The sequence below is a fragment of the Lutimaribacter saemankumensis genome, assembly GCF_900100005.1.
In the GTDB taxonomy this organism is placed as follows: Bacteria; Pseudomonadota; Alphaproteobacteria; order Rhodobacterales; family Rhodobacteraceae; genus Lutimaribacter; species Lutimaribacter saemankumensis.
This window is the reverse complement of sequence record NZ_FNEB01000002.1, coordinates 26,770-49,945: the sequence shown is the minus strand read 5'-3', so window position 1 is coordinate 49,945 and position 23,176 is coordinate 26,770. Positions and strand designations below refer to the sequence as shown.

At 64.7% G+C, this 23,176-nt stretch carries 21 protein-coding genes; 12 read left to right on the top strand and 9 right to left on the bottom strand.

Annotated elements, in window-relative coordinates; genetic code table 11:
* The first annotated feature begins 54 nt into the window (after positions 1–54).
* The 6 genes from BLT50_RS04925 (at position 55) to BLT50_RS04900 (ending at position 5,808) form a co-directional block, all read left to right on the top strand.
* Positions 55–843, top strand: coding sequence for a GntR family transcriptional regulator (locus BLT50_RS04925; protein ID WP_090027179.1), 789 nt, complete (start codon positions 55–57; stop codon positions 841–843).
* Positions 840–2,240, top strand: a complete 1,401-nt coding sequence (gene leuC, locus BLT50_RS04920; protein WP_090027177.1) for a 3-isopropylmalate dehydratase large subunit — start codon at positions 840–842, stop codon at positions 2,238–2,240. Before BLT50_RS04925 ends, leuC begins: the two co-directional genes overlap by 4 nt.
* A complete protein-coding gene (gene leuD / locus BLT50_RS04915) occupies positions 2,237–2,842 on the top strand; it encodes a 3-isopropylmalate dehydratase small subunit (RefSeq protein ID WP_090027175.1) in 606 nt (201 codons plus the stop codon). The genes leuC and leuD overlap by 4 nt, the downstream gene beginning before the upstream one ends.
* An 89-nt stretch (positions 2,843–2,931) precedes the next feature.
* A complete protein-coding gene (gene dctP, locus BLT50_RS04910; RefSeq protein WP_090027173.1) occupies positions 2,932–3,942 on the top strand; it encodes a TRAP transporter substrate-binding protein DctP in 1,011 nt (336 codons plus the stop codon).
* 52 nt (positions 3,943–3,994) lie between these two features.
* Positions 3,995–4,501: a TRAP transporter small permease gene (locus BLT50_RS04905; RefSeq protein WP_090027171.1), complete on the top strand. Its 507-nt coding sequence runs from the start codon at positions 3,995–3,997 to the stop codon at positions 4,499–4,501.
* Positions 4,501–5,808 (top strand): TRAP transporter large permease, encoded by a 1,308-nt coding sequence (locus BLT50_RS04900; RefSeq protein ID WP_090027170.1) that lies wholly within the window; start codon positions 4,501–4,503, stop codon positions 5,806–5,808. The genes BLT50_RS04905 and BLT50_RS04900 overlap by 1 nt, the downstream gene beginning before the upstream one ends.
* Positions 5,809–5,890: 82 nt before the next feature.
* Here BLT50_RS04900 and BLT50_RS04895 read toward each other — a convergent pair whose 3' ends face one another.
* The 7 genes from BLT50_RS04895 to BLT50_RS04865 all read right to left on the bottom strand — a co-directional run bounded on the left by BLT50_RS04895 (position 5,891) and on the right by BLT50_RS04865 (position 14,051).
* Entirely contained in the window at positions 5,891–6,106 is a 216-nt protein-coding gene (locus BLT50_RS04895; protein WP_090027168.1) for a formate dehydrogenase subunit delta, read from the bottom strand.
* A complete protein-coding gene (gene fdhD, locus BLT50_RS04890) occupies positions 6,096–6,917 on the bottom strand; it encodes a formate dehydrogenase accessory sulfurtransferase FdhD (RefSeq protein WP_090027928.1) in 822 nt (273 codons plus the stop codon). Before fdhD ends, BLT50_RS04895 begins: the two co-directional genes overlap by 11 nt.
* A 5-nt stretch (positions 6,918–6,922) precedes the next feature.
* Positions 6,923–9,820, bottom strand: coding sequence for a formate dehydrogenase subunit alpha (gene fdhF, locus BLT50_RS04885; protein ID WP_090027166.1), 2,898 nt, complete (start codon positions 9,818–9,820; stop codon positions 6,923–6,925).
* Positions 9,817–11,343, bottom strand: coding sequence for a formate dehydrogenase beta subunit (locus BLT50_RS04880; protein WP_090027164.1), 1,527 nt, complete (start codon positions 11,341–11,343; stop codon positions 9,817–9,819). The genes fdhF and BLT50_RS04880 overlap by 4 nt, the downstream gene beginning before the upstream one ends.
* On the bottom strand, positions 11,340–11,831 hold the full coding sequence (locus tag BLT50_RS04875; RefSeq protein WP_090027161.1) for a formate dehydrogenase subunit gamma: 492 nt from the start codon (positions 11,829–11,831) through the stop codon (positions 11,340–11,342). Before BLT50_RS04875 ends, BLT50_RS04880 begins: the two co-directional genes overlap by 4 nt.
* A gap of 89 nt (positions 11,832–11,920) precedes the next feature.
* A complete protein-coding gene (locus BLT50_RS04870) occupies positions 11,921–12,823 on the bottom strand; it encodes a LysR family transcriptional regulator (protein WP_090027159.1) in 903 nt (300 codons plus the stop codon).
* Between the two features lie 52 nt (positions 12,824–12,875).
* Positions 12,876–14,051: an amidohydrolase gene (locus BLT50_RS04865; protein ID WP_090027157.1), complete on the bottom strand. Its 1,176-nt coding sequence runs from the start codon at positions 14,049–14,051 to the stop codon at positions 12,876–12,878.
* Between the two features lie 108 nt (positions 14,052–14,159).
* Between BLT50_RS04865 and BLT50_RS04860 the strand changes: the two genes are divergently transcribed.
* The 4 genes from BLT50_RS04860 (at position 14,160) to BLT50_RS04845 (ending at position 18,970) form a co-directional block, all read left to right on the top strand.
* Complete coding sequence (locus BLT50_RS04860) at positions 14,160–15,005, top strand: metalloregulator ArsR/SmtB family transcription factor (protein WP_090027155.1); 846 nt, start codon at positions 14,160–14,162, stop codon at positions 15,003–15,005.
* A complete protein-coding gene (locus tag BLT50_RS04855) occupies positions 15,002–16,000 on the top strand; it encodes an ArsJ-associated glyceraldehyde-3-phosphate dehydrogenase (protein WP_090027153.1) in 999 nt (332 codons plus the stop codon). Before BLT50_RS04860 ends, BLT50_RS04855 begins: the two co-directional genes overlap by 4 nt.
* The gene (arsJ, locus tag BLT50_RS04850) at positions 15,997–17,262 is read left to right on the top strand and encodes an organoarsenical effux MFS transporter ArsJ (protein WP_090027151.1); all 1,266 of its coding nucleotides are present in this window, start codon (positions 15,997–15,999) and stop codon (positions 17,260–17,262) included. The genes BLT50_RS04855 and arsJ overlap by 4 nt, the downstream gene beginning before the upstream one ends.
* A 67-nt stretch (positions 17,263–17,329) precedes the next feature.
* Entirely contained in the window at positions 17,330–18,970 is a 1,641-nt protein-coding gene (locus BLT50_RS04845) for a GMC family oxidoreductase (RefSeq protein WP_090027150.1), read from the top strand.
* On the opposite strand, the gene BLT50_RS04840 is transcribed toward BLT50_RS04845, so the two are convergent.
* Entirely contained in the window at positions 18,937–19,716 is a 780-nt protein-coding gene (locus tag BLT50_RS04840; protein ID WP_090027148.1) for a beta-keto acid cleavage family enzyme, read from the bottom strand. The two genes, BLT50_RS04845 and BLT50_RS04840, sit on opposite strands and share 34 nt — an antisense overlap.
* A complete protein-coding gene (locus tag BLT50_RS04835; RefSeq protein WP_090027146.1) occupies positions 19,716–21,044 on the bottom strand; it encodes an aspartate aminotransferase family protein in 1,329 nt (442 codons plus the stop codon). Before BLT50_RS04835 ends, BLT50_RS04840 begins: the two co-directional genes overlap by 1 nt.
* A 148-nt stretch (positions 21,045–21,192) precedes the next feature.
* Here BLT50_RS04835 and BLT50_RS04830 point away from each other — a divergent pair, with 148 nt between their 5' ends.
* Positions 21,193–22,056, top strand: a complete 864-nt coding sequence (locus BLT50_RS04830) for a MurR/RpiR family transcriptional regulator (RefSeq protein WP_245723294.1) — start codon at positions 21,193–21,195, stop codon at positions 22,054–22,056.
* 64 nt (positions 22,057–22,120) lie between these two features.
* The gene (locus BLT50_RS04825) at positions 22,121–23,086 is read left to right on the top strand and encodes a TAXI family TRAP transporter solute-binding subunit (protein WP_090027144.1); all 966 of its coding nucleotides are present in this window, start codon (positions 22,121–22,123) and stop codon (positions 23,084–23,086) included.
* Positions 23,087–23,176: the final 90 nt, after the last annotated feature.

Genomic DNA, 23,176 nt, shown 5'->3' with positions numbered 1-23,176 from the left:
TTCGCTCAGATTCCATGACGCATCCGGAGGGGTGGTTTGGCGGCAAACGGGCATATGACACTCCCGGAAGGGGGCAAGGCACGCAGGGTTTACCTGTTGCTTCGCGATGAAATGTCCAATGGAACTTATCCCGCGGGCGCCACGTTGCCGGGCGAGCAGAAGCTGGCTGAAATCTTTGCCGTCAGCCGCGTTACGATTCGCCGGGCGCTCGATGCGCTCGATGCCGACGGGTTGATCGAACGGCGCGCCGGGTCCGGCACGCAGGTGCGCCCTCAGGCCGATACGGGGCCGGTGGCGGCGGACTTTACCAGCCTGATGCCGCAGCTTGTCGCGATGGGCCAGTCAACGACGGCGCGGCTCTTGTCCTTCTCATACGGTGCGGCTCCGTCGCATGTGGCGCAGGCGATGGGTCTGGATGACGGGGCGCGCGTGCAGACGGCCGTGCGCGTCCGGTCGCTGGACGACAGGCCATTTTCGCATCTGACAACCTATGTCCCGGAAATCATCGCGGCCAACTATACCGAGGCCGATTTGGCCACGACGCCGCTGTTCCGCCTGCTGGAACGGTCCGGTGTGCAGGTCGAGGGCGCGCAGCAGTCGGTCACGGCAACGCTTGCCTCGCCGGACGTGGCCGAGGCGCTGGGCGTGTCGGTCGGATCGGCGCTGCTGTCCTTGCGGCGGGTCGTGCGCGACGCGGATGGGCGCGGGGTGGAATACCTGTCGGCCCTTTACCGGGCTGATCTGTTCCGCCTGGAAATGACGTTGAACCGGGTTGGCGGCGCCGATGACCGCCACTGGGAGCCGGTGATCGACTCCGAGCAGGTGCAGGAGGCGGCGGAATGACCGGCCGCACCTTGTTGGACAAGCTATGGGAGTCCCACGAAGTGCTGCGCCGCGACGATGGGGCGTCGCTGCTCTGGGTCGACCGTCACCTTGTCCACGAAGGCTCGCACCACGCCTTTGCCAAGCTGGCTGCGCGGGGCGCCCCCGTGGCCGAGCCCGAGCTGACCTTTGCCGTCGTGGATCACTACGCGCCGACCCGTGCGCGCGACCATATTGAATCCGCCGATATCCGGCGGATGATCGAGACGCTGAACGCCAATGCCACCACTCACGGGCTCCGGCTGTTTGGCCTGCACGATCCCTCGCAAGGGATCGTGCATGTTGTCGGCCCCGAACAGGGGCTTACCTTGCCGGGGCTCACCGTGAATTGCGGGGACAGTCACACATCGACCCACGGCGCGTTCGGGGCGTTGGCCTTCGGGATCGGCGCGACCGAAGTCGCGCATGTGCTGGCAACCCAGACGATCTGGCAGAAACGCCCGAAAACCATGCGCATCACTGTCGAAGGCCGGCCGGGCCCGGCGGTGGGCGCCAAGGATATCGCGCTGCACTGGATTGCGATGCTGGGCGCGGACGGGGCGCGGGGGCATGCCATCGAATACGCCGGCAGCGCGGTCCGCGGGCTGACGATGGAAGGGCGCATGACGTTGTGCAACCTGTCCATCGAAGGTGGCGCGCGCCTGGGCCTGGTAGCCCCGGACGAGGTGACATTCGACTACGTGCGGGGGCGGCCCTTTGCGCCGCAAGGCGCTGATTTCGACCGCGCGGTCGAGGATTGGGCGCGGCTGCCATCCGATCCCGGCGCCGTGTTCGACCGCGAGGTGACAATCGATGCCGCCGACATCGCGCCGACCGTGACATGGGGCACAAGCCCGGAAGAGGCGTTGCCGATCACCGGGGCCATACCCGACCCCGACAGCCTGCCCGAATCCAAGGCCGTCCGCGCCCGCGAGGCGCTGGATTACATGGGGCTTCAGCCGGGCAGGCCGCTTGCGGGAACGCGGGTCGATCAGGTCTTTATCGGGTCGTGCACCAATGGCCGGATCGAGGATTTGCGCCTGGCCGCAGCCGTGTTGGCGGGTCGCCGCGCGCGGGTGCCGGGCCTTGTGTCGCCCGGCTCGGCCCTCGTCAAGAAACAGGCCGAAGAGGAAGGTCTGGACCGGATCTTTATCGACGCTGGGCTGGAATGGGTCGACGCGGGCTGTTCCATGTGTGTCGGAATGAACGGCGATCTGGTGCCGGCAGGAAACCGCTGCGCCTCGTCCACCAACCGCAATTTCCGTGGCCGCCAGGGCCGCGGCGCGCGTACGCATCTGATGAGCCCCGCCATGGTCGCCGCGGCGGCTGTCGCGGGCGAATTGACGGACGTGCGCCCGATGCTGGAGGGCCGGGCATGAGCGGCTGGAGCATCCACGAAGGCATGGGTTTGGCGCTGCCGATGGAAAACATCGACACCGACCAGCTGATCCCGGCGCGGTTCATGTCGGTGCCCCGGTCACAAGGTTATGGGGCATACCTGTTATATGACATGCGTTTTGACGGCGATGGCGGCATCGTGCCGGACATGCCGCTCAACCGGCACCCGGACGCGTCCATCCTTGTCACCCGCCGCAATTTCGGCAGTGGCTCGAGCCGCGAGGCCGCGGTTTACGCGCTGGTCGATTACGGCATTCGCGCCGTCATCGCCCCCAGTTTTGGCGACATCTTCGCGTCGAACGCCGTCAACAACGGTCTTTTGCCCGCGCGTATGGACGAAGACCTGGTCGAGGTTCTGATTGCCGCGTTGGGCGACGGAACGCGGAAGGTCCGGGTCGACCTGGAAAAGGGGGCGGTCGTCATCGGTGACGTGGATATGCCCTTCGAACTTGACCCGCTGTGGCGCACGAAGCTGATCAACGGCTGGGATGATATCGACATGACGGCCAGTCACGCCGATGCAATCACCGCGTTTCGCGACGCCCGTCGCGCGGCGCATTCCTGGGCCTGGCCCGGGAACTGAACGCCTGCCCTTTGCGAGGGGTGGCAATAACCGGGGGTTTGCACCCCCACAACAGGGCGGGGGAAACCCCGGTAAAGGAGAGAAAGACGATGAAACATACCATCATTGGCGGGCTGTTCGCGGCCTCGACCCTGGCGATGGCTGCGCAGGCCGAAGAGACCCTGACCGCGGTTCATGCTTTTCCCGAAACGCTGATCTACACCCAGTCGTTCCTGTCCTTCGTCGACAAGGTCAACGAGGCCGGCAAGGGCGTTGTGCAGATCGAAGTGCGCGGCGGCCCCGAAGCCATCGGCATGTTCCAGCAGCCCGACGCCGTGCGTGACGGTATCGTCGACATGGTCTATACGCCCGGATCGTTCTACGGCGGGGCGCTGCCGGAAAAGGATGCGCTGGTGGCGTCGAACCTGACAGCGGTCGAAACCCGTGAAAACGGCGGGATCGAAATGATCGACCAGATCCACCAGCAAAAGATGGGTGTGAAATACCTGGGCTGGTTCGACAGCGGCGTGTGCTACAACCTCTGGACCCGCGATGAACCGCAGTTCGACGCCAACGGCAACCTGTCGGTCGAGGGTCTGAAGCTGCGTGGCAACGCGGTCTACAACGCGTTCTTCACCAATTACCTGGGCGCGCAGGTGATCGACCTGCCCACGACCGAAGTCTACTCCGCGCTCGAGCGTGGCGTGGTTGACGCCACCGGCTGGACCCAGATCGGCCTGATCGACCTGAAATGGAACGAGTTCCTGAACTACCGGATCGAGCCGTGCTTTTTCTCGACCGACCTTGGCGTGATCGTGAACCTTGATCGCTGGAACGGTCTGTCGGATGAGGCCAGGACGATCCTTCAGGATGTCGCCATCCAGCACGAAAAGGACAGCGTTGCAGCCCTGCGCACCAAGCGCGACGAAGATTTCGCCGCACTCGAGGCAGCCGGCATGAAAGTCGTGAGCCTGGAAGGCGAAGCCAAGGCGAACTACCTCGCGGCCGCCCGCGAAAAAACCTGGGAGCGCATGAAGGGCCTGATGGCCGAGCACCCGATGGGCGACGGCATGTATGACGAGCTGATCGCCAAGTTCTACGATCCCGCGGCTGACAAGTAAGGCCCGGCGGGCGGCCCTTTCCGGGCCGCCCATTCACTTTGAGGGGGCAGGCATGCAGGCGCTTATCCGAATTTATACAGGCATCTTGTACCTGATGGCCGGCATCGCCGGGGCGATGCTGATCTGGCTGATGGTGTCGGTGATCGTGTCGGTCGCCATGCGCAACGCGGGTGTGCAACCCTTTGCCTGGCTCTTCACATCGTCGGAATATGCACTGCTTTACATGACCATGCTGGGCGCACCCTGGCTGGTGCGCGAAAAAGGCCACGTCCATATCGAGCTGGTGACCGCCGCCCTGCCCGAAGGGCTGCGCCGCATCGTCAGCCGGGTCGTGGCGGCGATCTGCGTGGCGGTCTGCGTCGTGCTGGCCTGGAAGGGCGCCGACCTGCTGATGACGAACATCGCGCGCAACGATTATGACGTGCGCGCCTATTACTTCCCGCGCTGGATCCTGACGATTTCCTTTCCCATCAGTTTCGGGCTGATGGCGGTGGAATTCGCACGGTTCATCTTTGGGGATGAGCTTTTGCACTCGGGCGAGGCGGGGATACACGAATAATGGAATGGTATGAGGCACTTATCCTGCTGCTGGGGTCGATCATCGGTCTGATGGCGATCGGGATGCCCGTGGCACTGGCCTTTCTGGCGGCAAATATCGTGGGCGCCTGGGTGTTCATGGGGGGCGAGCGGGGGATCTCGGCGCTGCTGAACAACGGTCTGGGGTCGCTCACGTCCTTTGCGCTGGTTCCGATCCCGCTGTTCCTGCTGATGGGCGAGATCTTCTTTCATACCGGCCTTGGCGCGCGGATGTTCAATGCCATCGACCGACTGATGGGCAAGCTGCCCGGGCGGCTGTCCTATGTGACGGTCCTGGGCGGCACGGGGTTTTCCACGCTGTCGGGGTCGTCGATGGGGTCGACCGCGCTGCTGGGCAGCCTGATGGTCCCCGAGATGAGCCGCCGGGGATACAAGAAACACATGTCGATCGGGCCGATCCTTGGCACCGGTGGTCTGGCGATCATCATCCCGCCCTCGGCACTTGCAGTGCTGCTTGCGACTCTGGCGCGGATCGACGTGGGCGCGCTGCTGATCGCGGGGATCATTCCGGGGCTGATCCTTGCCAGTTTCTACATCGTCACGATCTGGTTGCAGACCCGCCTCGACCCCGATGCTGCGCCCGCCTACGAGGTCGAACCGATGGCGTTGTCGCGCAAGCTGGCGCTGATGGCGCGCGACATCATCCCGATGCTGTCGGTCATGGTCATCATCGTCGTGATGATGGTGGGGGGGGTTGTCACCCCGTCGGAAGCGGCCGCTTTCGGTGCGCTGGGTGTCCTGATCCTGGCCGTGATCTTTCGTTGCCTCACCTGGGAGGCGGTCAAGAAATCCGTCGTCGGCGCGCTGCGGGTGACGCTGATGGCCTACCTGATCGTGTTCGGCTCGGCCACGTTCAGCCAGTTGCTGGCCTTTTCCGGCGCGTCGCGCGGGTTGATCAACTGGGCCACCAGCTATGACCTGGCCCCCATCGCCATGCTGTGCGTGATGTTCGGCGTACTGCTGCTGCTGGGCATGTTCATGGAGCAGATTTCCATGATGCTGCTGACCGTGCCGATCTTTTTCCCGCTGGCGCAAAGCCTGGGTTTCGATCTGATCTGGTTCGGGCTGATCATGCTACTGGCGCTGGAAATCAGCTTTACCACGCCGCCTTTCGGGTTGCTCTTGTTCGTGATGAAGGGCGTGGCGCCGCCGGATACGACGATGCGCGACATCTATATGTCGGCATTCCCGTTCATGGGCTGTTCGCTGCTGCTTGTGGTGCTGCTGGTCGTCTTTCCGCAGCTGGCGCTCTGGTTGCCGGGCTTGTAGGGGCTTTGCCCCTCTTGGCGCTGCGCGCCAATTCACCCCGAGTATTTGGGGCAAGATGAAGGATGGACGCGGGAAAGGCCGTTCAGGCCGGGACGCGGATGTGATCCATCGCAGCCATGACCAGCGGATCGAGCCCCGCGCCGCCCTGCGCGGCGTGTTCGGCCAGTTGCGCGCGCATGCGGGGTTCCCAGAAATCGTTGATATGCGCGGCCACGCGTTCCGCCCTGTCCGCGTCTGGTTGCGACTTGAAGAAGGTGGCGATCTGGTTCGCCATCATGGTCAGCTTGTCAGGCGACATCGGTATCTCCATCGGTGATGCGGTGGGAATGGGCGTAAAGGTCAAACCCGTCGCCGCGCGCGAATGCGGCCAGGGTCAGCCCGGCGTTTTCCGCCATGTCCACCGCGAGTGCGGTCGGGGCGGACACGGCGATCAGCACGGGCGCGCCTGCGATCACGGTCTTCTGCACCATGTCGACGGACACGCGGCTGGTGATGACGAAGGCGCCGGTGCCCGGGTCGATGCCCTCACGCGCCAGCGCGCCGATCAGCTTGTCCAGCGCATTGTGCCGGCCGACGTCCTCGCGCGCGACGGTGATACCCTGTCCGGGCACAAGGAACCCGGCGGCATGGGCCGCGCGAGTGCGGTCATGCAGGGGTTGGTGGTCGCGCAGCGCGTCGGTGGCGCCGGCGGCCTCGGCGCGGGTCAGGCGCATGGCGTCGTCGGGCAGACGGGGCAGGGCGCGCAGCGCGGCATCGAGGCTATCGATCCCGCACAATCCGCACCCCACCGGGCCCAGCATCGCACGGCGGCGGTCCTTCAGCGCAGCGCCACTTTCGCCACGCAGCCAGAACCGGGCTTCGATGCCGCGGTCATGCGTGATTTCCTCGAAGTCTTCGACCTGCTCAAGGCTGTCGATCAGCCCCTCGCTGAGGGCAAAGCCATGGGCGAAATCCGCTATGTCGCTCGGGCTGGCCATCATGACGGCCTGCGTCGTGCCGTCAAAGACCAGCGCCACGGGCACTTCCTGCGGCAGGGCGCGTGTGACCGCGCGCTGCCCGCCGGATTGAACCGACAGCCCGCCAAGCGATTTATGTGCGCGGTTTGTCATGGCGGTCACTCGGCTGCCGGCAGGATGCGGCGCGACCGTTCGGCCAGCGCGGTGTAATCCTCCTGCCACTCCGAAGGCCCGTTGGTCGGGCTGACCTGCACCGCGGTCACCTTGTATTCCGGGCAGTTGGTGGCCCAGTCGGAAAAGTCGGTGGTGATCACGTTGGCCTGCGTGTCGGGGTGGTGGAAGGTGGTATAGACCACGCCGGGGCTGACCCGGTCGGTGATCTTGGCCCGCAGCGAGGTTTCGCCCGACCGGCTGGCCAGCCTGATCCAGTCTCCATCCCGGATGCCGCGGTTTTCAGCGTCATGTGGATGGATTTCCAGAACGTCCTGATCGTGCCACACCACGTTTTCCGTGCGCCGTGTCTGGGCGCCCACGTTGTATTGCGACAGGATGCGCCCGGTGGTCAGCAGCAGCGGGAAACGCGGGCCGGTCTTTTCGTCCGTCGCCACGTATTCCGTCACGATGAACCGTCCCTTGCCGCGCACGAAGCCATCCACATGCATCAGCGGCGTGCCTTCGGGGTGTGCGTCGTTGCAGGGCCACTGCACGCTGCCCTTTTCTTCGAGCAGGGCATAATCGACACCGGCGAAAGACGGGGTCGTGGCGGCGATTTCCTCCATGATCTGGGCCGGGTGGGCGTAGTGCCAGCCCGCCCCCATGGCGTTTGCCAGAAGCTGCGTGATTTCCCAGTCGGCATATCCGTTGCGCGGGGCCATCACGCGGCGCACGCGGTTGATCCGCCGTTCGGCATTGGTGAAGGTGCCGTCCTTTTCCAGGAAGGTCGAGCCGGGCAGGAAAACATGCGCGTAATTGGCCGTTTCGTTCAGGAACAGGTCATGCACGATGACGCATTCCATCGCCGCAAGGCCCGCCGCCACGTGTTTGGTATCGGGATCCGATTGCAGGATGTCCTCGCCCTGGCAGTAAAGCCCCTTGAACGTGCCTTCGACGGCGGCGTCCAGCATGTTGGGGATGCGCAGGCCCGGCTCGGGGTCGATCGCAACGCCCCACAGGCTTTCGAACACTTCGCGCACATCGGCGTTCTTGACGTGGCGATAGCCGGGCAATTCATGCGGGAAGCTGCCCATGTCGCAGCTGCCCTGCACGTTGTTCTGGCCGCGCAGCGGGTTCACGCCCACGCCGGGGCGGCCGATATTGCCGGTCAGCATGGCAAGGTTGGCGATGCCCATAACGGTGGTCGAGCCCTGGCTGTGCTCGGTCACGCCCAGGCCGTAATAGATTGCGCCGTTGCCGCCGGTCGCGAACAGGCGCGCTGCGGCGCGCAGCTCGGACGCGGGTACGCCGGTCAGCAGCTCCGTGGCTTCCGGGCTGTGGCGCGCTTCGCTGACGAAAGCGGCGTAATCCTGGAATTCGTCCCAGTCGCAGCGTTCGCGGATGAACGCCTCGTCGAACAGGCCCTCGGTCACGATCACATGCGCCAGCGCCGTCACGACGGCCACGTTGGTGCCTGGGCGCAGCGCAAGGTGATGCGCGGCGCGGGTGTGCGGTGCCTTGACCAGGTCGATGCGGCGCGGGTCGATCACGATCAGCCGCGCACCCTGGCGAAGGCGCTTTTTCAGGCGGCTGCCGAAAACGGGGTGCCCGTCCGTCGGGTTCGCGCCGATCACGATGACCACATCCGAGTGTTCGATGCTGTCGAAATCCTGGGTGCCTGCACTGGTGCCGAACGTCTGCCCAAGGCCGTAACCGGTCGGTGAATGGCAGACGCGGGCACAGGTATCGGTGTTGTTGTTGCCGAACACCGCGCGTGCCAGTTTCTGCACCAGGAATGTTTCCTCGTTCGTGCAGCGCGACGAGGTGATGACCCCGATGGATTTCTGGCCGTATGTCTCTTGCAGGCCGCGCATGCGCTGGGCGGCGAAGGTGATCGCTTCGTCCCAGCTGACCTCGCGCCAGGGCTGGTCGATGCTGTCGCGGATCATCGGGTTCAGGATGCGGTCGCGGTGGGTGGCGTAGCCATAGGCGAACCGGCCCTTGACGCAGGAATGGCCGCGATTGGCCTTGCCGTGCTTGTAAGGCACCATGCGCACCAGCTGGTCGCCGTTCAGTTCAGCCTTGAACGAACAGCCGACACCGCAATACGCACATGTCGTCACGACAGAACGTTCGGGCGTGCCAAGCTCGATCACCGATTTCTCCTGCAGCGTCGCGGTGGGGCAGGCCTGCACGCAGGCCCCGCAGCTGACGCAATCGGAGTTCAGGAAATCGTCACCGAAACTGCCCGCCGACACGCGGCTGTCGAAGCCGCGCCCGTCGATCGTCAGCGCGAAGGTGCCCTGCACCTCTTCGCAGGCGCGCACGCAGCGATTGCAGACGATGCATTTGGCGGGATCATAGGTAAAATAGGGGTTGCTGTCGTCCTTGGGCAGCCATTCGGGATTGGCCTCGCCGCTGGTGTTGCGCGCCTCGAAGTGGTTGGCCAGCGCACCGCCTTCGGGGGCTTCGTACCGAACGTCGCGCAGGCCCACGGCGCCCGCCATGTCCTGCAATTCGCAATCGCCATTGGCCGCGCAGGTCAGGCAATCGAGAGGATGGTCGCTGATATAGAGCTCCATCACGCCCTTGCGGATCTTGCGCACCTTGTTCGATTGCGTGTGCACCACCATGCCATCGGTCACCGGCGTCGTGCACGAGGCCGGCGTGCCGCGCCGTCCTTCGATTTCCACCACGCAGAGCCGGCAGGAGCCGAACGCCTCGAGACTGTCGGTCGCGCACAGCTTGGGCACCTGGATGCCGGCCTCGGCGCTTGCGCGCATGACCGAAGTGCCTTCGGGTACGGTTACTTCGATCCCGTCCACGACAAGCGTGATCATGACATCCGATTTCGACGCGGGCGTGCCCATGTCGCGATCGTCGGGGATGATGAAATCCTTCATTCTGCGGCCTCCTTCGCGGTCGCGAACTCATCTGGGAAATGCGTCAGAGCGGACATGACAGGGAAGGGGGTGAAGCCCCCCAGTGCGCAAAGCGAGCCTTCTTTCATGGTCTCGCAAAGATCGGTCAGCAGCTCGACCGCACCACCATCGCCCTGGGCGATCCGGTCGATCGTTTCGACGCCGCGCACCGCACCGATGCGGCAGGGCGTACATTTTCCGCAGGATTCGATGGCACAGAATTCCATCGCAAAGCGGGCCATCCGCAGCATGTCGGCGCTGTCGTCGAACACGACCAGCCCGGCATGGCCCAGCAGCCCGCCTTCGGCGTCCAGTTCCTCGTACCCCAGCGGCGCGTCGAATTTCGATGCCGGCAGATAGGCGCCAAGCGGTCCGCCCACCTGCACCGCCTTGACGGGGCGGCCCGAAGCCGAGCCACCGCCCAGGTCGTTCACCACCTCGTCCAGGGTGATACCAAAGGCGGTTTCGAACAGGCCGCCGCGTTTGACGTTACCCGCGATCTGCAGCGTGACCGTGCCGCGCGACCGGCCGAGGCCGAAATCTGCGTAATGCTGCGCGCCCTTTTCAAGGATCACCGGAACGGTCGCCAGGCTGATCACGTTGTTCACCACCGTCGGCCGGCCCAGGAACCCTTCTAGCGCGGGCAGCGGCGGCTTGGCGCGGACCACCCCGCGCTTGCCTTCGAGGCTGTTGAGAAGGCTGGTTTCCTCGCCGCAGACATAGGCGCCGGCGCCGGTGCGTATCTCCATGTCGAACGCGCGGCCGGAACCCAAAACGTCATCACCCAGAACGCCGGCCATGCGCGCGATCCGTACTGCTTCGGTCATCACGGCGATGGCGTCGGGATACTCGCTGCGCAGGTAGACATAGCCGCGTGTCGCGCCGACGCCCAGACCCGCGATCGCCATGCCCTCGATCAGGGTAAAGGGGTCGCCCTCCATGATCATGCGGTCGGCGAAGGTGCCGCTGTCGCCTTCATCGGCATTGCAGACGATGTATTTCTGCGGTGCCTGCGCGTCATGCACGGTCTGCCACTTGATCCCCGTCGGAAAGCCCGCGCCGCCACGCCCGCGCAAGCCGCTGGTCTTGACCTCGTCGACGATCTGCTGCCCGGTCATCGCGATGGCGCGGCGCAGGCCGGCAAGCCCGCCATGCGCCTCGTAATCCGGCAGCGACAGCGGGTCGATCACGCCGCAGCGGGCAAAGGTCAGGCGGGTCTGGCGTTTCATCCAGTCCAGTTCATCCACCGGGCCAAGGGCGCGGGGATGGCTGGCCGGGTCGTCGAACAGTGCGGGCACATCGCTGGCCAGCATCGGGCCAAAGCCATGGCGCACGCCGTCGATTTCGACCTCGGCCAGCGGTTCCAGCCAGATCATGCCGCGCGTGCCGGTGCGCACCAGCGTGACATCGACGCCGCGCTTGTCGGCTTCGGCCATGATCGCGTCTGCAACACGCTCGGCGCCCAGGGCCTTGGCTGCAGCGTCGCGTGGAAGGTAGATCTTCATTCCGCCACCTCCGACAGGATGTCTTCGATCCGGGCCATGTCAGCGCGGCCCAGCAGTTCGCCATCGACCTGAACGGCCGGCGCGCAGGCGCACAGGCCCAGGCAATAGACGGCTTCCAGCGTCACGCCGCCATCCGGTGTGGTTTCGCCCCAGCCAATCCCCAGCTTTTCCTGCAGCCGGTCCGCCAGTGCGTTTGCACCCATCGATTGGCACGCCTCGGCGCGGCAGACACGCACCACGCGGCGTCCCGAAGGTGCCGCGCGGAAATCATGGTAGAACGAAATCACGCCCGCCACTTCGGCGCGGCTGATATTCAGGCGTTCCGCGATCAACGGCACGGCCTGCTGCGGGACGAAGCCGAATTCCGCCTGCAGCGCGTGCAGGATCGGCAAAAGCGGACCTTCGAGCCCTTCAAGCTCGGTCAGGATGCGGGCTGCGCTGTCTTCCAGCACATGCTCGGGAACGGTGGCGGCGGCCGTCGGGCGCATTGGCTTCTCCCTTGCTCAACAAGAGGGTTCTGCGCCGCATTGATATGCTATTCAATATCATAATTTCGTCGGTCGATAGAGTTTCTCTATCATGTCGCCTGCAGACTCTCACCTGTCGCAATCCGCCCCGCCACGCGGAACAGGGCCACCAGAACCGGTGTCTGCGGCTCCTGATAGGGGGCGATCAGGCCCACTGCAGGGGCGCCACGGGTCTCGTCGATGGGCACGACGGTCAGGTCATGGCCCTGCGCAAGGAACGCAGCGTGCTCGTAAGGTAGAATCGTTGCCTGCCCTCCGTTGATCACCGACGCGGCCAGAACGATGGTCGACGTGCTTTCGATACGGGCCTTTGGCGCAACGCCGGCTTCCATGAAGTTGCGGTTGATGATGCGGCGGTTCTGCATGTCTGGCGTCAGCAGGCAAAGCGCCGTATCGCCCAGGTCGGACCAGGCCACATGCGCACGCCCGGCCAGCGGATGATCCGACCGGCAGACAAAGGCATAATGTTCCCGATAGAGCGGCGCCTGCGAAACGCGCCCCAGCGGTTCGTTGTCGAGATAGGAAATGCCGGCATCCGCATCGAGGTTTTCCAAAAGGTCCAGGATTTCGACCGATGACCGCGACATGACCGTGAAAGACACGTTTGGATGCGCCTCGGCAAAGGTGGTGGTCAGGCGCGCGGCCCATGTCAGTGCAGTGGGAATGACCGCAAGCCGCAGATGCCCGGACAAACCCTCGCGGACGGCGCGCATCTCGTCGCGCAGGCGCCGCGTGTCCCCGACGATCTGGCGGGCCCAGACCAGGGCGCGCTGTCCTTCGGGCGTCAATCCGCCATAGCGCGATCCGCGCAGGACCAGCTTGATACCCAACTGGTCCTCCAGCTGCTTGATACCGCTCGACAGCGTGGGTTGAGTAATGCCCAGCTTTTCGGCAGCGCGCCCGAAATGCTGTTCCTTGGCCAGGGCCAGCAACATCTCCAATTGCCGTATCATCGAAAACCCCTATCGCTATCCAGGATTTTGATAGCAGGGCGGCGCGTGCGTGTCAGCCTTCGCGCATCACTTGGGCGACGATGGCAGCGAAAATCCGGGTGCCGATCGGGATCAGGTCGTCGGGGAAATCGAAATCCGGGTTGTGCAGGGCCGGATGATCGACACCCGAGCCCAGAAACAGCATCGCCAGTTCGCATTCGCCGCCGAAGCGGCCGAAATCCTCGGACGGGCGAAAGGGCAAGCCGGAGGCGTCATGGGACATGCCGATCCGGTCCAGCGCCTTGCGCGCGATTTCTGTGGCTTTCGCGGAATTTTCGGTCGTCACGAAAACGTCGTCATAGTCGATGGCGACCGAAAGACCGTTTCGATCCGCGACCTCGCGAACCATATCTTCGGCATCCGCGACCAGGCGCGCCATCCGGTCGTCCCGCAGGCTGCGCAGCGTCACGAACAGCTCGGCCTCGCCCGGTGCCACGCCAAAGGCCGGTTCGCCCAGACGGGCGTGACAGATGGTGGCCAGGGTGAAATCCGGGTCGGTTTCCGGCCTGCCATGGCTGAGAGCGGCAAGGCGCGGCATCAGCAGGGCCAGCGCCTGCATGGGCGAAACGCCCTTTTCCGGCTCTGACGCATGTGAGGTGCGCCCGCTCAGAACCACCCGCATCCCGCGCGATGCGCACATGACCGGCCCATCGCCCAGCGTGACATGCCCAAGGGGGAACCCCGGCATGTTGTGTATGGCGAAGGCATGGGTTGGGCGCATCTCGGCAAAGCGCGGGTCGGCGACGACGCGCGCCGCCCCGGCGCCGTCTTCCTCGGCGGGTTGGAACATCAGCGTCACCGCCCCGCGGGACGGCCGTTGCCGGCCCAGCAGCCGCGCCATCCCCGCCAACAGCGCCATGTGCCCGTCATGCCCGCACAGATGGGCCACGCCGGACACCGTCGACCGGTGGGCCGCATCGCTGATCTCTTCGATCGGCAGGGCATCCAGTTCGCAGCGCAGCATCACATGGGGGCCGGGCTTTCCGCTGTCATATGTCGCGGCCACCCCATCCCCGCCAAGCCCGGTGACGATCCTGTCGGGCCGTGTGGCGCCAAGCATTTCGACAACGCGTGCCGCTGTCCCGGCCTCCTGGCCCGACAATTCGGGATGCCGATGCAGCATCCTGCGCCATTCGGTCAGGGCGACGATATCGGAATTGCTGAGGCCGGTTTGCGATGTCTGTGTCATGCCGTGACATTAGCGGTGAACAGGGGGCGAACAACAGGGGGCGAACAACAGGGGGCGTTACAAAAACTTCACTTGCTCGCGGGGCTATATTTCGAATATTCGCGAAATATGGAAAAACAAGTCATCTCCCGGCTGTCCGCCTTGGCCCATCCGCAACGGCTGGCGATATTCCGACTGCTGATGCGCCGGTATCCCGACCGGCTGCCCGCAGGCGAGATCGCCGAGGTGCTTGGCTTGCGGCCCAGCACGCTGTCCTCCTATCTTTCGGCCCTTGCCCAGGCGGGGCTCGTGACCCAGCAGCGGGCCGGCACGTCGCTTCTTTACAGCGTCGAGATGACGGGGATGTGGCAGATGCTGGATTTCCTGACCCAAGAGTGTTGCCGCGGGCGCCCCGACATGTGCCTGCCGCTTGCCACTTTCGAAAGGGATACGCCCATGCACCCGGACAAATACAACGTGCTGTTCATCTGCACCGGGAACTCCGCCCGCTCGATCTTTGCCGAGGCCGCCCTGCGGGCCGAAGCGGGGGATCGCTTCAACGTCTATTCGGCGGGCACGAAACCTTACTCCGAACTCAATCCCTTCGCGCTCGAGGTGCTGCGCGCCAAGGGGCACGACCTGACGCTGCTCCGGGCCAAGAACATCGCCGAATTCCAGGCCGCGGATGCGCCGCGCATGGATTTCGTGTTCACCGTCTGCGACCGCGCCGCGAACGAGGAATGCCCGGCCTGGGAAGGTCAGCCCATCACCGGCCATTGGGGGGTGACCGATCCGGTCAAGGCGGCAGGCACGGACGCGCAGAAATCGCTGGCCTTCCAGCAGGCCTATGGCGCGCTGGCGAACCGCATCCGCGCTTTCGCCGCGCTGCCGCTGGAAACGCTTGACCGGATATCGTTGCAAAAGGCCGTCGACGACATCGCCCGCAGCCAAATTGAAACGGAGCAAACCGCATGACCACCTATGCCATCAACGGGTTGGGCCGCATCGGCAAGCTGGCCCTGCGCCCGCTGCTGGAGCGCGGCGCGAAACTGGCCTGGATCAACGACGCTGTGGGCGACGCGGCGATGCACGCGCATCTGCTGGAATTCGACACCGTCCACGGACGCTGGCCCGCCCGGTTCGCGCATGACGATACGGCCGTAATCATCGACGACACGCACCTGCCGTTCATCGGTACACGCGGCCTGTCCGATCTTCCGCTCGATGGCGTGGACGTGGTGATCGACTGCACCGGAGCCTTCAAGACCGAGGCAAAGCTTGCCCCGTATTTCGATGCCGGTGTGAAAAAGGTCGTGGTATCCGCCCCGGTCAAGGATGGCCCGACGGCCAATATCGTCTATGGCGTCAACGAAGGCACCTACGACCCCGCGCAGCACCGGATCGTCACGGCGGCAAGCTGCACCACCAACTGCCTGGCCCCGGTCGTCAAGGTGATCCATGAAAACCTCGGCATACGGCACGGGTCTATCACCACGATCCACGACGTGACCAACACGCAGACGATCGTCGACCGCCCCGCCAAGGATCTGCGCCGCGCGCGGTCCGCGCTCAATTCGCTGATCCCGACGACAACGGGCAGCGCCACGGCGATCACGCTGATCTACCCCGAACTGACCGGCCGCCTGAACGGCCATGCCGTGCGCGTTCCCCTGTTGAACGCGTCGCTGACCGATTGCGTGTTCGAGGTCGAACGCGCCACCCAGGCGGACGAGGTGAATGCCTTGTTCAGGGCCGCGTCCGAGGGTGTGCTGAAAGGCATCCTGGGATACGAAGAACGCCCCCTGGTGTCGGCCGACTACGTGAATGACACGCGTTCGACCATCGTCGATGCGCCTTCGACCATGGTGGTGAACGGCACACAGGTGAAGGTCTATGCCTGGTACGACAACGAAATGGGCTATGCCCACCGGCTGGTGGACGTGGCGCTGATGGTCGGGGAAGGCCTGTGAAAGACCGCGCTGACGGCGTGTCCGCCTATATCGCCGTCACAGCGGCCTACTGGGCCTTCATGCTGACCGATGGCGCGTTGCGGATGCTGGTCCTTTTGCACTTTCACACGTTGGGCTTCAGCCCGGTGCAACTGGCTTATCTGTTCGTTCTCTATGAAATCGCGGGCATGGTCACGAACCTGTCCGCGGGCTGGATCGCGGTGCGGTTCGGGCTGACCGCGACGCTTTACGCCGGGCTGGGCGTTCAGGTTCTGGCACTGATCGCACTGGCGCAGCTCGATCCCGGTTGGGCCGTCGGAATGTCGGTGGCCTATGTGATGGCGGTGCAGGGCGCATCCGGCGTCGCCAAGGATCTGGCCAAGATGTCGTCGAAATCCGCGGTCAAGCTGCTGGCCCCCGCGCAGGGCGACGGGCTGTTTCGCTGGGTGGCCGTCCTGACCGGGTCGAAAAACGCGGTCAAGGGCGTTGGCTTTCTTCTGGGCGCGGCACTGCTTGGGCTGCTGGGGTTTACGCTGTCGGTCATCGCGATGGCCGCCGTGCTGGCGGCGATCCTTGTTGCGGTCGTCGCCTTCATGCCCGCCGGCCTCCCGCGCGGGCGCAAGGGGGCCAAGTTTTCCGAGGTGTTTTCGAAATCCGCCAACGTGAACTGGCTGAGCGCCGCGCGCGTGTTCCTGTTCGGGGCCCGCGACGTGTGGTTCGTGGTGGGCATTCCGGTCTATTTCTATGCCGTGCTGTCGGATGGCACCGAGGCTGGCAACCGCGCCGCCTTCTTCCTGATCGGCAGCTTCATGGCGGGGTGGATCATCCTTTACGGCGCGGTTCAGGCCGCAGCACCGCGCGTTTTGCGGGCAAAATCGCGCGGTGAGGCAGCACTGGTCCGGGCAGCGCGCGGCTGGGCGCTGGCGCTTGCCCTCGTACCGGCGCTGCTGGCGGTCGCGGTGGCGCTGTCGGGCGGGCCGGCGCCGTGGCTGACCCTGGCACTGGTGGCCGGCTTGCTGGTGTTCGGCGCGATCTTTGCGATCAACTCGTCGCTGCATTCCTATCTGATCCTGGCCTTCACCCGGGCCGAGCGGGTCACGATGGACGTCGGGTTCTATTACATGGCCAATGCCGGCGGGCGGCTTTTGGGAACGGTTCTGTCCGGGCTGACCTATCAAGTGGGCGGTCTGGCGCTGACGCTTGGCACGGCTGCCGTCATGGTCATGCTCAGCGCGGTGATGGCAGGGCGGCTCGACCCGGCGTCCAGCGCGGAAACACCCTGACTACCCGTCACGCTGGACAAGAGCGTGCGGCCTGCGGTTCACTCGCCTGAAAAGGGGGAGGGACAGCATGCAAGCCGATTACGTGATCGTTGGCGGCGGGTCCGCCGGTGCCACGCTGGCCGCGCGGCTGAGCGAGGATCCGAACGTCACCGTCTGCCTTCTGGAGGCGGGTGGCAGCGGGAACAGCATCTTTGTCCGCGCGCCCGCCGGAGCGGTGGTGATGCTGCCGGGTTGGGGCAAGATCAACAACTGGGCGTTCAAGACGGTTCCGCAACCCGAACTGAAGGGGCGCAAGGGGTACCAGCCACGGGGCCGCGCGCTGGGCGGATCATCGGCGATCAACGCGATGCTTTATGTGCGCGGGCACCGGGCGGATTACGATCACTGGGCCGATCTTGGCTGTGACGGCTGGGATTGGGATAGCGTGCTGCCCTATTTCAGGCGGGCGGAAAGCAATGAACGCGGCACGGATGCCGCGCATGGGGCCGATGGCCCGCTGCATGTCTCGGACCAGAACAGCCCGCGCCCCATGACCCGGGCCTTTGTCGAGGCGGCGAAACGGCTGCAAATCCGTGAACGCGACGATTTCAACACCGGCGACAACGAAGGCGTCGGCCTTTACCAGGTGACACAGTTCCACGACGAAAAGCGCCATGGCGAGCGGTGTTCGGCTGCGGCGGCTTACCTCCACCCGGTCATGGAGGAGCGCGCGAACCTGACCGTGCTGACCCATGCCCGCGCAACACGCATCCTGATGGAGGGCAAGCGCGCGACCGGCGTCGCCTTCCGGCAGGGCCGCAAGGCACGGCAGGTGCAGGCCCGCCGCGAGGTGATCCTCTGCGGCGGGGCGTTCAACTCGCCCCAACTGCTGCAGCTTTCCGGCATTGGCCATCCCGAGGATATTCAACCCCACGGGATCGCGATGCAGCATGAATTGCCTGGAGTGGGCCGCAACCTGCAGGACCACCTGGATTTCATCCTGGCGTGGAAATCGAAGGACACTGACAATTTCGGCATCGGCGCCACGGGCACGGTGAACCTGATCCGCCACGCGCTGCGTTGGCGGCGCGACGGGATGGGCATGATCGCCACCCCTTTCGCCGAAGGTGCGGCGTTTCTGAAAACCCGCCCCGCGCTGGAATTGCCCGACATACAACTGCACTTCGTGATTTCGATTGTCGATGATCACGCCCGGCGGCTGCATCCCGGCTATGGCTTTTCGGTGCATGTCTGCGCGCTGCGTCCGCATTCGCGGGGGCATGTCGGGCTGAACTCGGCCAACCCGCTTGACGCGCCGCGGATTGACCCGCGCTACCTGTCGGACAGGCGCGACCTGGACACAATGATTGCCGGGGCCAGACTGACGCGCGAGATCGTCATGCAGGAACCGATGGCGCGTTACCGCCACAAGGAAATGTTCGGCCTGCGCGACGGCATGACCGACGCGGAATGGGAGGATCATATCCGGTCCCGCGCGGACACGATCTATCATCCGGTCGGAACCTGCCGGATGGGCGTCGATGACATGGCCGTGGTCGATCCGCAACTGCGCGTGCGCGGGTTGGAGGCGCTGCGCGTGGTCGATGCTTCGGTGATGCCGACATTGATCGGCGGCAACACGAATGCGCCCACGATCATGATCGCAGAAAAGGCTGCCGACATGATCCGCGCGGATCAGACTGTTCCCTTGGCCGCCTCGAGCGCCTGAACCACGTGCCGCACGCGGTCGGCATTGTCGGCCGCGACGGTGCCATCAGGGTGCCAGAGCGAGTTTTCGAACCCGACCCGCAGCTTGCCGCCTGCCTGCGCGGCTGTCAGCAGGCATGGCGTTTCCGCCGGCCCGAAGGCACATACCATCCAGTCGGGTGTGATGCGCGCAAGCGACAGCCAGTCAAGAAACGGCTGCAGCATGGCGGGCGTTGACGCCTGCCCATCGGTGTACCGTCCAAGAACGAAGATCAGTTGCAAGGCGGGATCGCGCAGCATCTCGACCGGCAGCATCCCGGTCAGGCGGGCCGCATCATCCGCATCGAACAGGATATGCTGCACCGCGATGCCACGTTCGGCGCAATCGCGGAAGAAACGCAAGGTTGTCTGGGTGTCGTCCCGCAGCATTTCACGCAAGGCCACCGACACCAGCGGCGCGCCGGTCTCCAGCGCGACGGTGCGCTGCGCCTCGGGCGAATAGATCCCCGCCGCCTCGGTCGTGATCTGGACTGCCAGGCCGGGCACCGCCTGGTGCAGCTCCTCCAGCGCCTCGCGATAGGCCCCGGCATCCAGAAGGTGCCGCCCGGTTTCGTCGCGCAGATGCAAATGCAAACCGTCCGCGCCCTCGGCCGCGCAGGCGCGTGCGGTGTCCAGGATCTGCGGCAGCGTCACGGGCAGCGCCGGATGATCCGCACGCGTCCGCGTCGCCCCGTTGGGGGCGACCATAATCCTTGGCAGGGCGGTCATCAGATCACCTTTGAGAACGCTGTATCGAGCTTGTCGACCAGCTCGCCCACCTGATCGTCCGTCAGGATGAAGGGCGGGGCCAGAAGCACGTGATCGCCGGTGCGCCCGTCGATCGTGCCGCCCATCGGATAGCAGATAAGTCCGGCCTCGAACGCCGCGGCCTTGATGGCCTTGTTCACACCCTTTTCCGGGGCGAAGGGCCGTTTGGTTTCGCGGTCTTCGACGATCTCGAGCCCGCGAAACATGCCGCGCCCGCGGATATCCCCGATATGCGGATGCTGGCCGAAACGATCCCGCAACGCGCGGTCCAACCTTTCGCCCATTTCCGCCGAACGGGCGGTCATGCCGCCATCGGTCAGCTTGCCTACGACCACATCGGCCGCCGCACAAGCCGTTGCATGGCCGATATAGGTGTGCCCGTGCTGGAAAAAGCCGGAGCCTTCTGCGAACGCATCATGTATCGCGCCGGAACACAGGGTTGCACCGATCGGCTGGTAACCGGCGCCAAGCCCCTTGGCGATGGTCACGATATCGGGGCTGATCCCGTCCTGTTCGCAGGCGAAAAGCGTCCCGGTCCGCCCCATCCCGCACATCACCTCGTCTAGGATCAGCAGGATGCCATAGCGGTCGCAGATTTCGCGGATACGCCTGAAATAACCCGGAACCGCAGGAACGGCCCCCATCGTCGCGCCGACCACCGGTTCGGCGACGAACCCGATCACCGTGTCGGGACCAAGGCGCAGCAGCTCGGCCTCCAACTCGTTGGCGACGCGCAGGCCGTAATCTTCCAGGCTTTCGCCTGCTTCCTGGCCCCGATAGGCGTAACAGGGCGCGATGTGATGGCTTTCGGCCATAAGCGGCGCGAATGGCGCCTTGCGCCAGGCATTGCCGCCTGCCGACAAAGCGCCCAGGGTGTTGCCGTGATAGCTTTGCCGCCGGGCGATGAAACGCGTGCGGCTGGGCTGGCCGATCTCGATGAAATACTGCCGCGCCATTTTAAGCGCCGTTTCCACGGCTTCGGACCCGCCTGAAACGAAATACACCTTGTCGATGCCGTCCGGCGCATGCGCGACCAGCCGGTCGGCCAGCCGCTCGGCCGGTTCAGACGTGAAAAAACCGGTATGCGCGAAGGCAAGCCTGCCGACCTGGTCCTGGATCGCGGCAATTACCTCGGCGTCGGAATGGCCAAGGCACGACACCGCCGCCCCGCCCGATCCGTCGAGATATTGCTTGCCGTTTTCATCCACGAGATAGGCGCCATGCCCCGAAACCGCGCGGGGCGGGGTGGCACGGGAACTGCGGTGAAAGACGTGGCTGGCGCTGGGCATCTGGGCCTCCGGGTCTGAGTCGCGCGTCTGTCGTACTATCGCGCCATGAAACAGATGTGTCGAGCGTTGACAATATTTGAAACACTTGAAACACTACGAATCGCGCGAAAACACACAAAAACTGCGCGCATCGCCAACGGGGGCATTCTTGAACACGAGTTTCCAGCAAAGGCTGGCCCAGAATTATGGCCAACTCAGCCCGCGCTTGCGCGAGGCAGGCGACTATCTCGTGGCCAACCCCCTGGACACCGCGACGCGGTCACTGCGCAGTGTATCGGATGAAAGCGGCCTTGCGCCTGCCACGTTCAGCAGGTTGGCGCGTGCGTTGTCCTACGAAAGTTTCGAAGACCTGCGCGATGCCCTGCGTGCGCAGATCGGGCGGCAGGTGGCCAGTTTCGCCTCGCGTGCCGAAGGTTTACGCAAGAGCGGCGAGAACGGGGCCCGCGGCCATCTGGACCGCGCACGCGATGCCGCCGTGGGAAACATCGACAAGCTACTGACGCAGATCGATGCGGACCGGTTCGAGGCCGCGGTGAACCGTTTGCACACGGCGCGAAAGGTGGCGCTTCTGGGGGCGCTCGGGTCGACCGGGATTGCGGAATACCTGGGCTACATGGCGAATTTCCTCGGGCCGAACTGGACACAGCTTGGGCGCATGGGCGCATCGATCGGCGCGGCCCTCGCCGACATGGACGAACGCGATGCGCTGATCATCATCACCAAACCGCCATATGCGCGGGTATCCATGCGCGCCGCCGAGATGGCGCATGCCCAGGGTGTTTTCCTGATGGTGATCACCGACAGCCACGCCTGCCCGGCGTTGCGAATCGCGCAAAGCGGCTTCATCGTTCCGACAGAGGGGTCGAATTTCTTTACCTCCTATGTCGGCACCCTTTTCCTGCTGGAAACCCTGGTGGCGATGCTGGCCAGCAAGGCCGGCCCGGACGCGGCCGAGCGGATTGGCGAAATCGAGCGCCGCAGCCGCGCGTTGCAGGAGGTCATCGATATTTGAATTTCCGGGGTTTTTCGGCCCCGGCGACTAACCAACCATCAACCGAAAAAGGGAGAAACACCTGATGAAACAGTTCAAACTCGGATTTGCGGCAATCGCGGCATCGGCGATGCTGGCGGTCCCCGCCACGGCCGAAGAATTCATCACGATCGGCACCGGCGGTGTGACCGGCGTCTACTACCCGACAGGCGGCGCGATCTGCCGGCTGGTGAACAAGGGCCGCAAGGAACATGGCATCCGCTGCTCGGTCGAATCCACCGGCGGGTCTGTCTACAACATCAACACCATCCGCGAAGGCGAGCTGGAATTCGGCGTGGCACAGTCGGACTGGCAGTACCATGCCTATAACGGCAGCTCGCGCTTCGAAGAGGCCGGTCCTTTCGAGGGTCTGCGCGCGGTATTCTCGGTACATCCCGAGCCGTTCACCGTCGTCGCCCGCGCCGATAGCGGCATCAAGACCTTCGATGACCTCAAGGGCAAGCGCGTGAACATCGGCAACCCCGGCTCCGGCCAGCGGGGCACGATGGAAGTGCTGATGGAGGCCAAGGGCTGGACCACGGACGATTTCGCCCTGGCAACCGAACTGAAGGCCGCGGAACAGTCGGCGGCACTGTGCGACAACCAGATCGACGCGATGGTCTACACGGTGGGGCACCCGTCCGGGTCGATCCAGGAAGCCACCACTGCCTGCGACTCGGTGCTGGTCGAAGTGTCGGGTGATGCCGTTCAGAAACTGGTGGACGACAACCCGTTCTACCGCACAGCGACGATCCCGGGTGGCATGTACCGTGGCAATGATGCAGACGTGACGACCTTCGGTGTCGGCGCCACCTTCGTGACTTCGGCCGACGTGTCCGAAGACGCGGTCTATGCCGTCGTTTCGTCGGTCTTCGAGAACTTCGAAGACTTCAAGGGCCTGCATCCGGCATTCGCCAACCTCAAGCCCGAGGAAATGATCTCGGCCGGCCTGTCGGCGCCGCTGCACCCCGGTGCCGCGAAGTATTACAAGGAAAAGGGCTGGATGGAGTAATCTGTCCCAGACCATACCGGGGGGCGGCCCACGCCCCCCGGAGACTTTCGTCATAATAACAAGTGTTTTTCGGCCAGCGCGCCGGGACGG

Bases quoted from the DNA above. Each gene is read 5' to 3' on its own strand.
- dctP (WP_090027173.1), top strand. From the start codon at position 2,932: ATGAAACATACCATCATTGGCGGGCTGTTCGCGGCCTCGACCCTGGCG.
- fdhD (WP_090027928.1), bottom strand. From the start codon at position 6,917: ATGACAAACCGCGCACATAAATCGCTTGGCGGGCTGTCGGTTCAATCC.
- BLT50_RS04825 (WP_090027144.1), top strand. From the start codon at position 22,121: ATGAAACAGTTCAAACTCGGATTTGCGGCAATCGCGGCATCGGCGATG.
- BLT50_RS04835 (WP_090027146.1), bottom strand. From the start codon at position 21,044: ATGCCCAGCGCCAGCCACGTCTTTCACCGCAGTTCCCGTGCCACCCCG.
- BLT50_RS04875 (WP_090027161.1), bottom strand. From the start codon at position 11,831: ATGCGCCCGACGGCCGCCGCCACCGTTCCCGAGCATGTGCTGGAAGAC.
- BLT50_RS04845 (WP_090027150.1), top strand. From the start codon at position 17,330: ATGCAAGCCGATTACGTGATCGTTGGCGGCGGGTCCGCCGGTGCCACG.
- BLT50_RS04840 (WP_090027148.1), bottom strand. From the start codon at position 19,716: ATGACCGCCCTGCCAAGGATTATGGTCGCCCCCAACGGGGCGACGCGG.
- BLT50_RS04905 (WP_090027171.1), top strand. From the start codon at position 3,995: ATGCAGGCGCTTATCCGAATTTATACAGGCATCTTGTACCTGATGGCC.
- leuC (WP_090027177.1), top strand. From the start codon at position 840: ATGACCGGCCGCACCTTGTTGGACAAGCTATGGGAGTCCCACGAAGTG.
- leuD (WP_090027175.1), top strand. From the start codon at position 2,237: ATGAGCGGCTGGAGCATCCACGAAGGCATGGGTTTGGCGCTGCCGATG.
- BLT50_RS04860 (WP_090027155.1), top strand. From the start codon at position 14,160: ATGGAAAAACAAGTCATCTCCCGGCTGTCCGCCTTGGCCCATCCGCAA.
- BLT50_RS04870 (WP_090027159.1), bottom strand. From the start codon at position 12,823: ATGATACGGCAATTGGAGATGTTGCTGGCCCTGGCCAAGGAACAGCAT.
- BLT50_RS04855 (WP_090027153.1), top strand. From the start codon at position 15,002: ATGACCACCTATGCCATCAACGGGTTGGGCCGCATCGGCAAGCTGGCC.
- BLT50_RS04900 (WP_090027170.1), top strand. From the start codon at position 4,501: ATGGAATGGTATGAGGCACTTATCCTGCTGCTGGGGTCGATCATCGGT.
- fdhF (WP_090027166.1), bottom strand. From the start codon at position 9,820: ATGAAGGATTTCATCATCCCCGACGATCGCGACATGGGCACGCCCGCG.
- BLT50_RS04925 (WP_090027179.1), top strand. From the start codon at position 55: ATGACACTCCCGGAAGGGGGCAAGGCACGCAGGGTTTACCTGTTGCTT.
- BLT50_RS04865 (WP_090027157.1), bottom strand. From the start codon at position 14,051: ATGACACAGACATCGCAAACCGGCCTCAGCAATTCCGATATCGTCGCC.
- BLT50_RS04895 (WP_090027168.1), bottom strand. From the start codon at position 6,106: ATGTCGCCTGACAAGCTGACCATGATGGCGAACCAGATCGCCACCTTC.
- BLT50_RS04880 (WP_090027164.1), bottom strand. From the start codon at position 11,343: ATGAAGATCTACCTTCCACGCGACGCTGCAGCCAAGGCCCTGGGCGCC.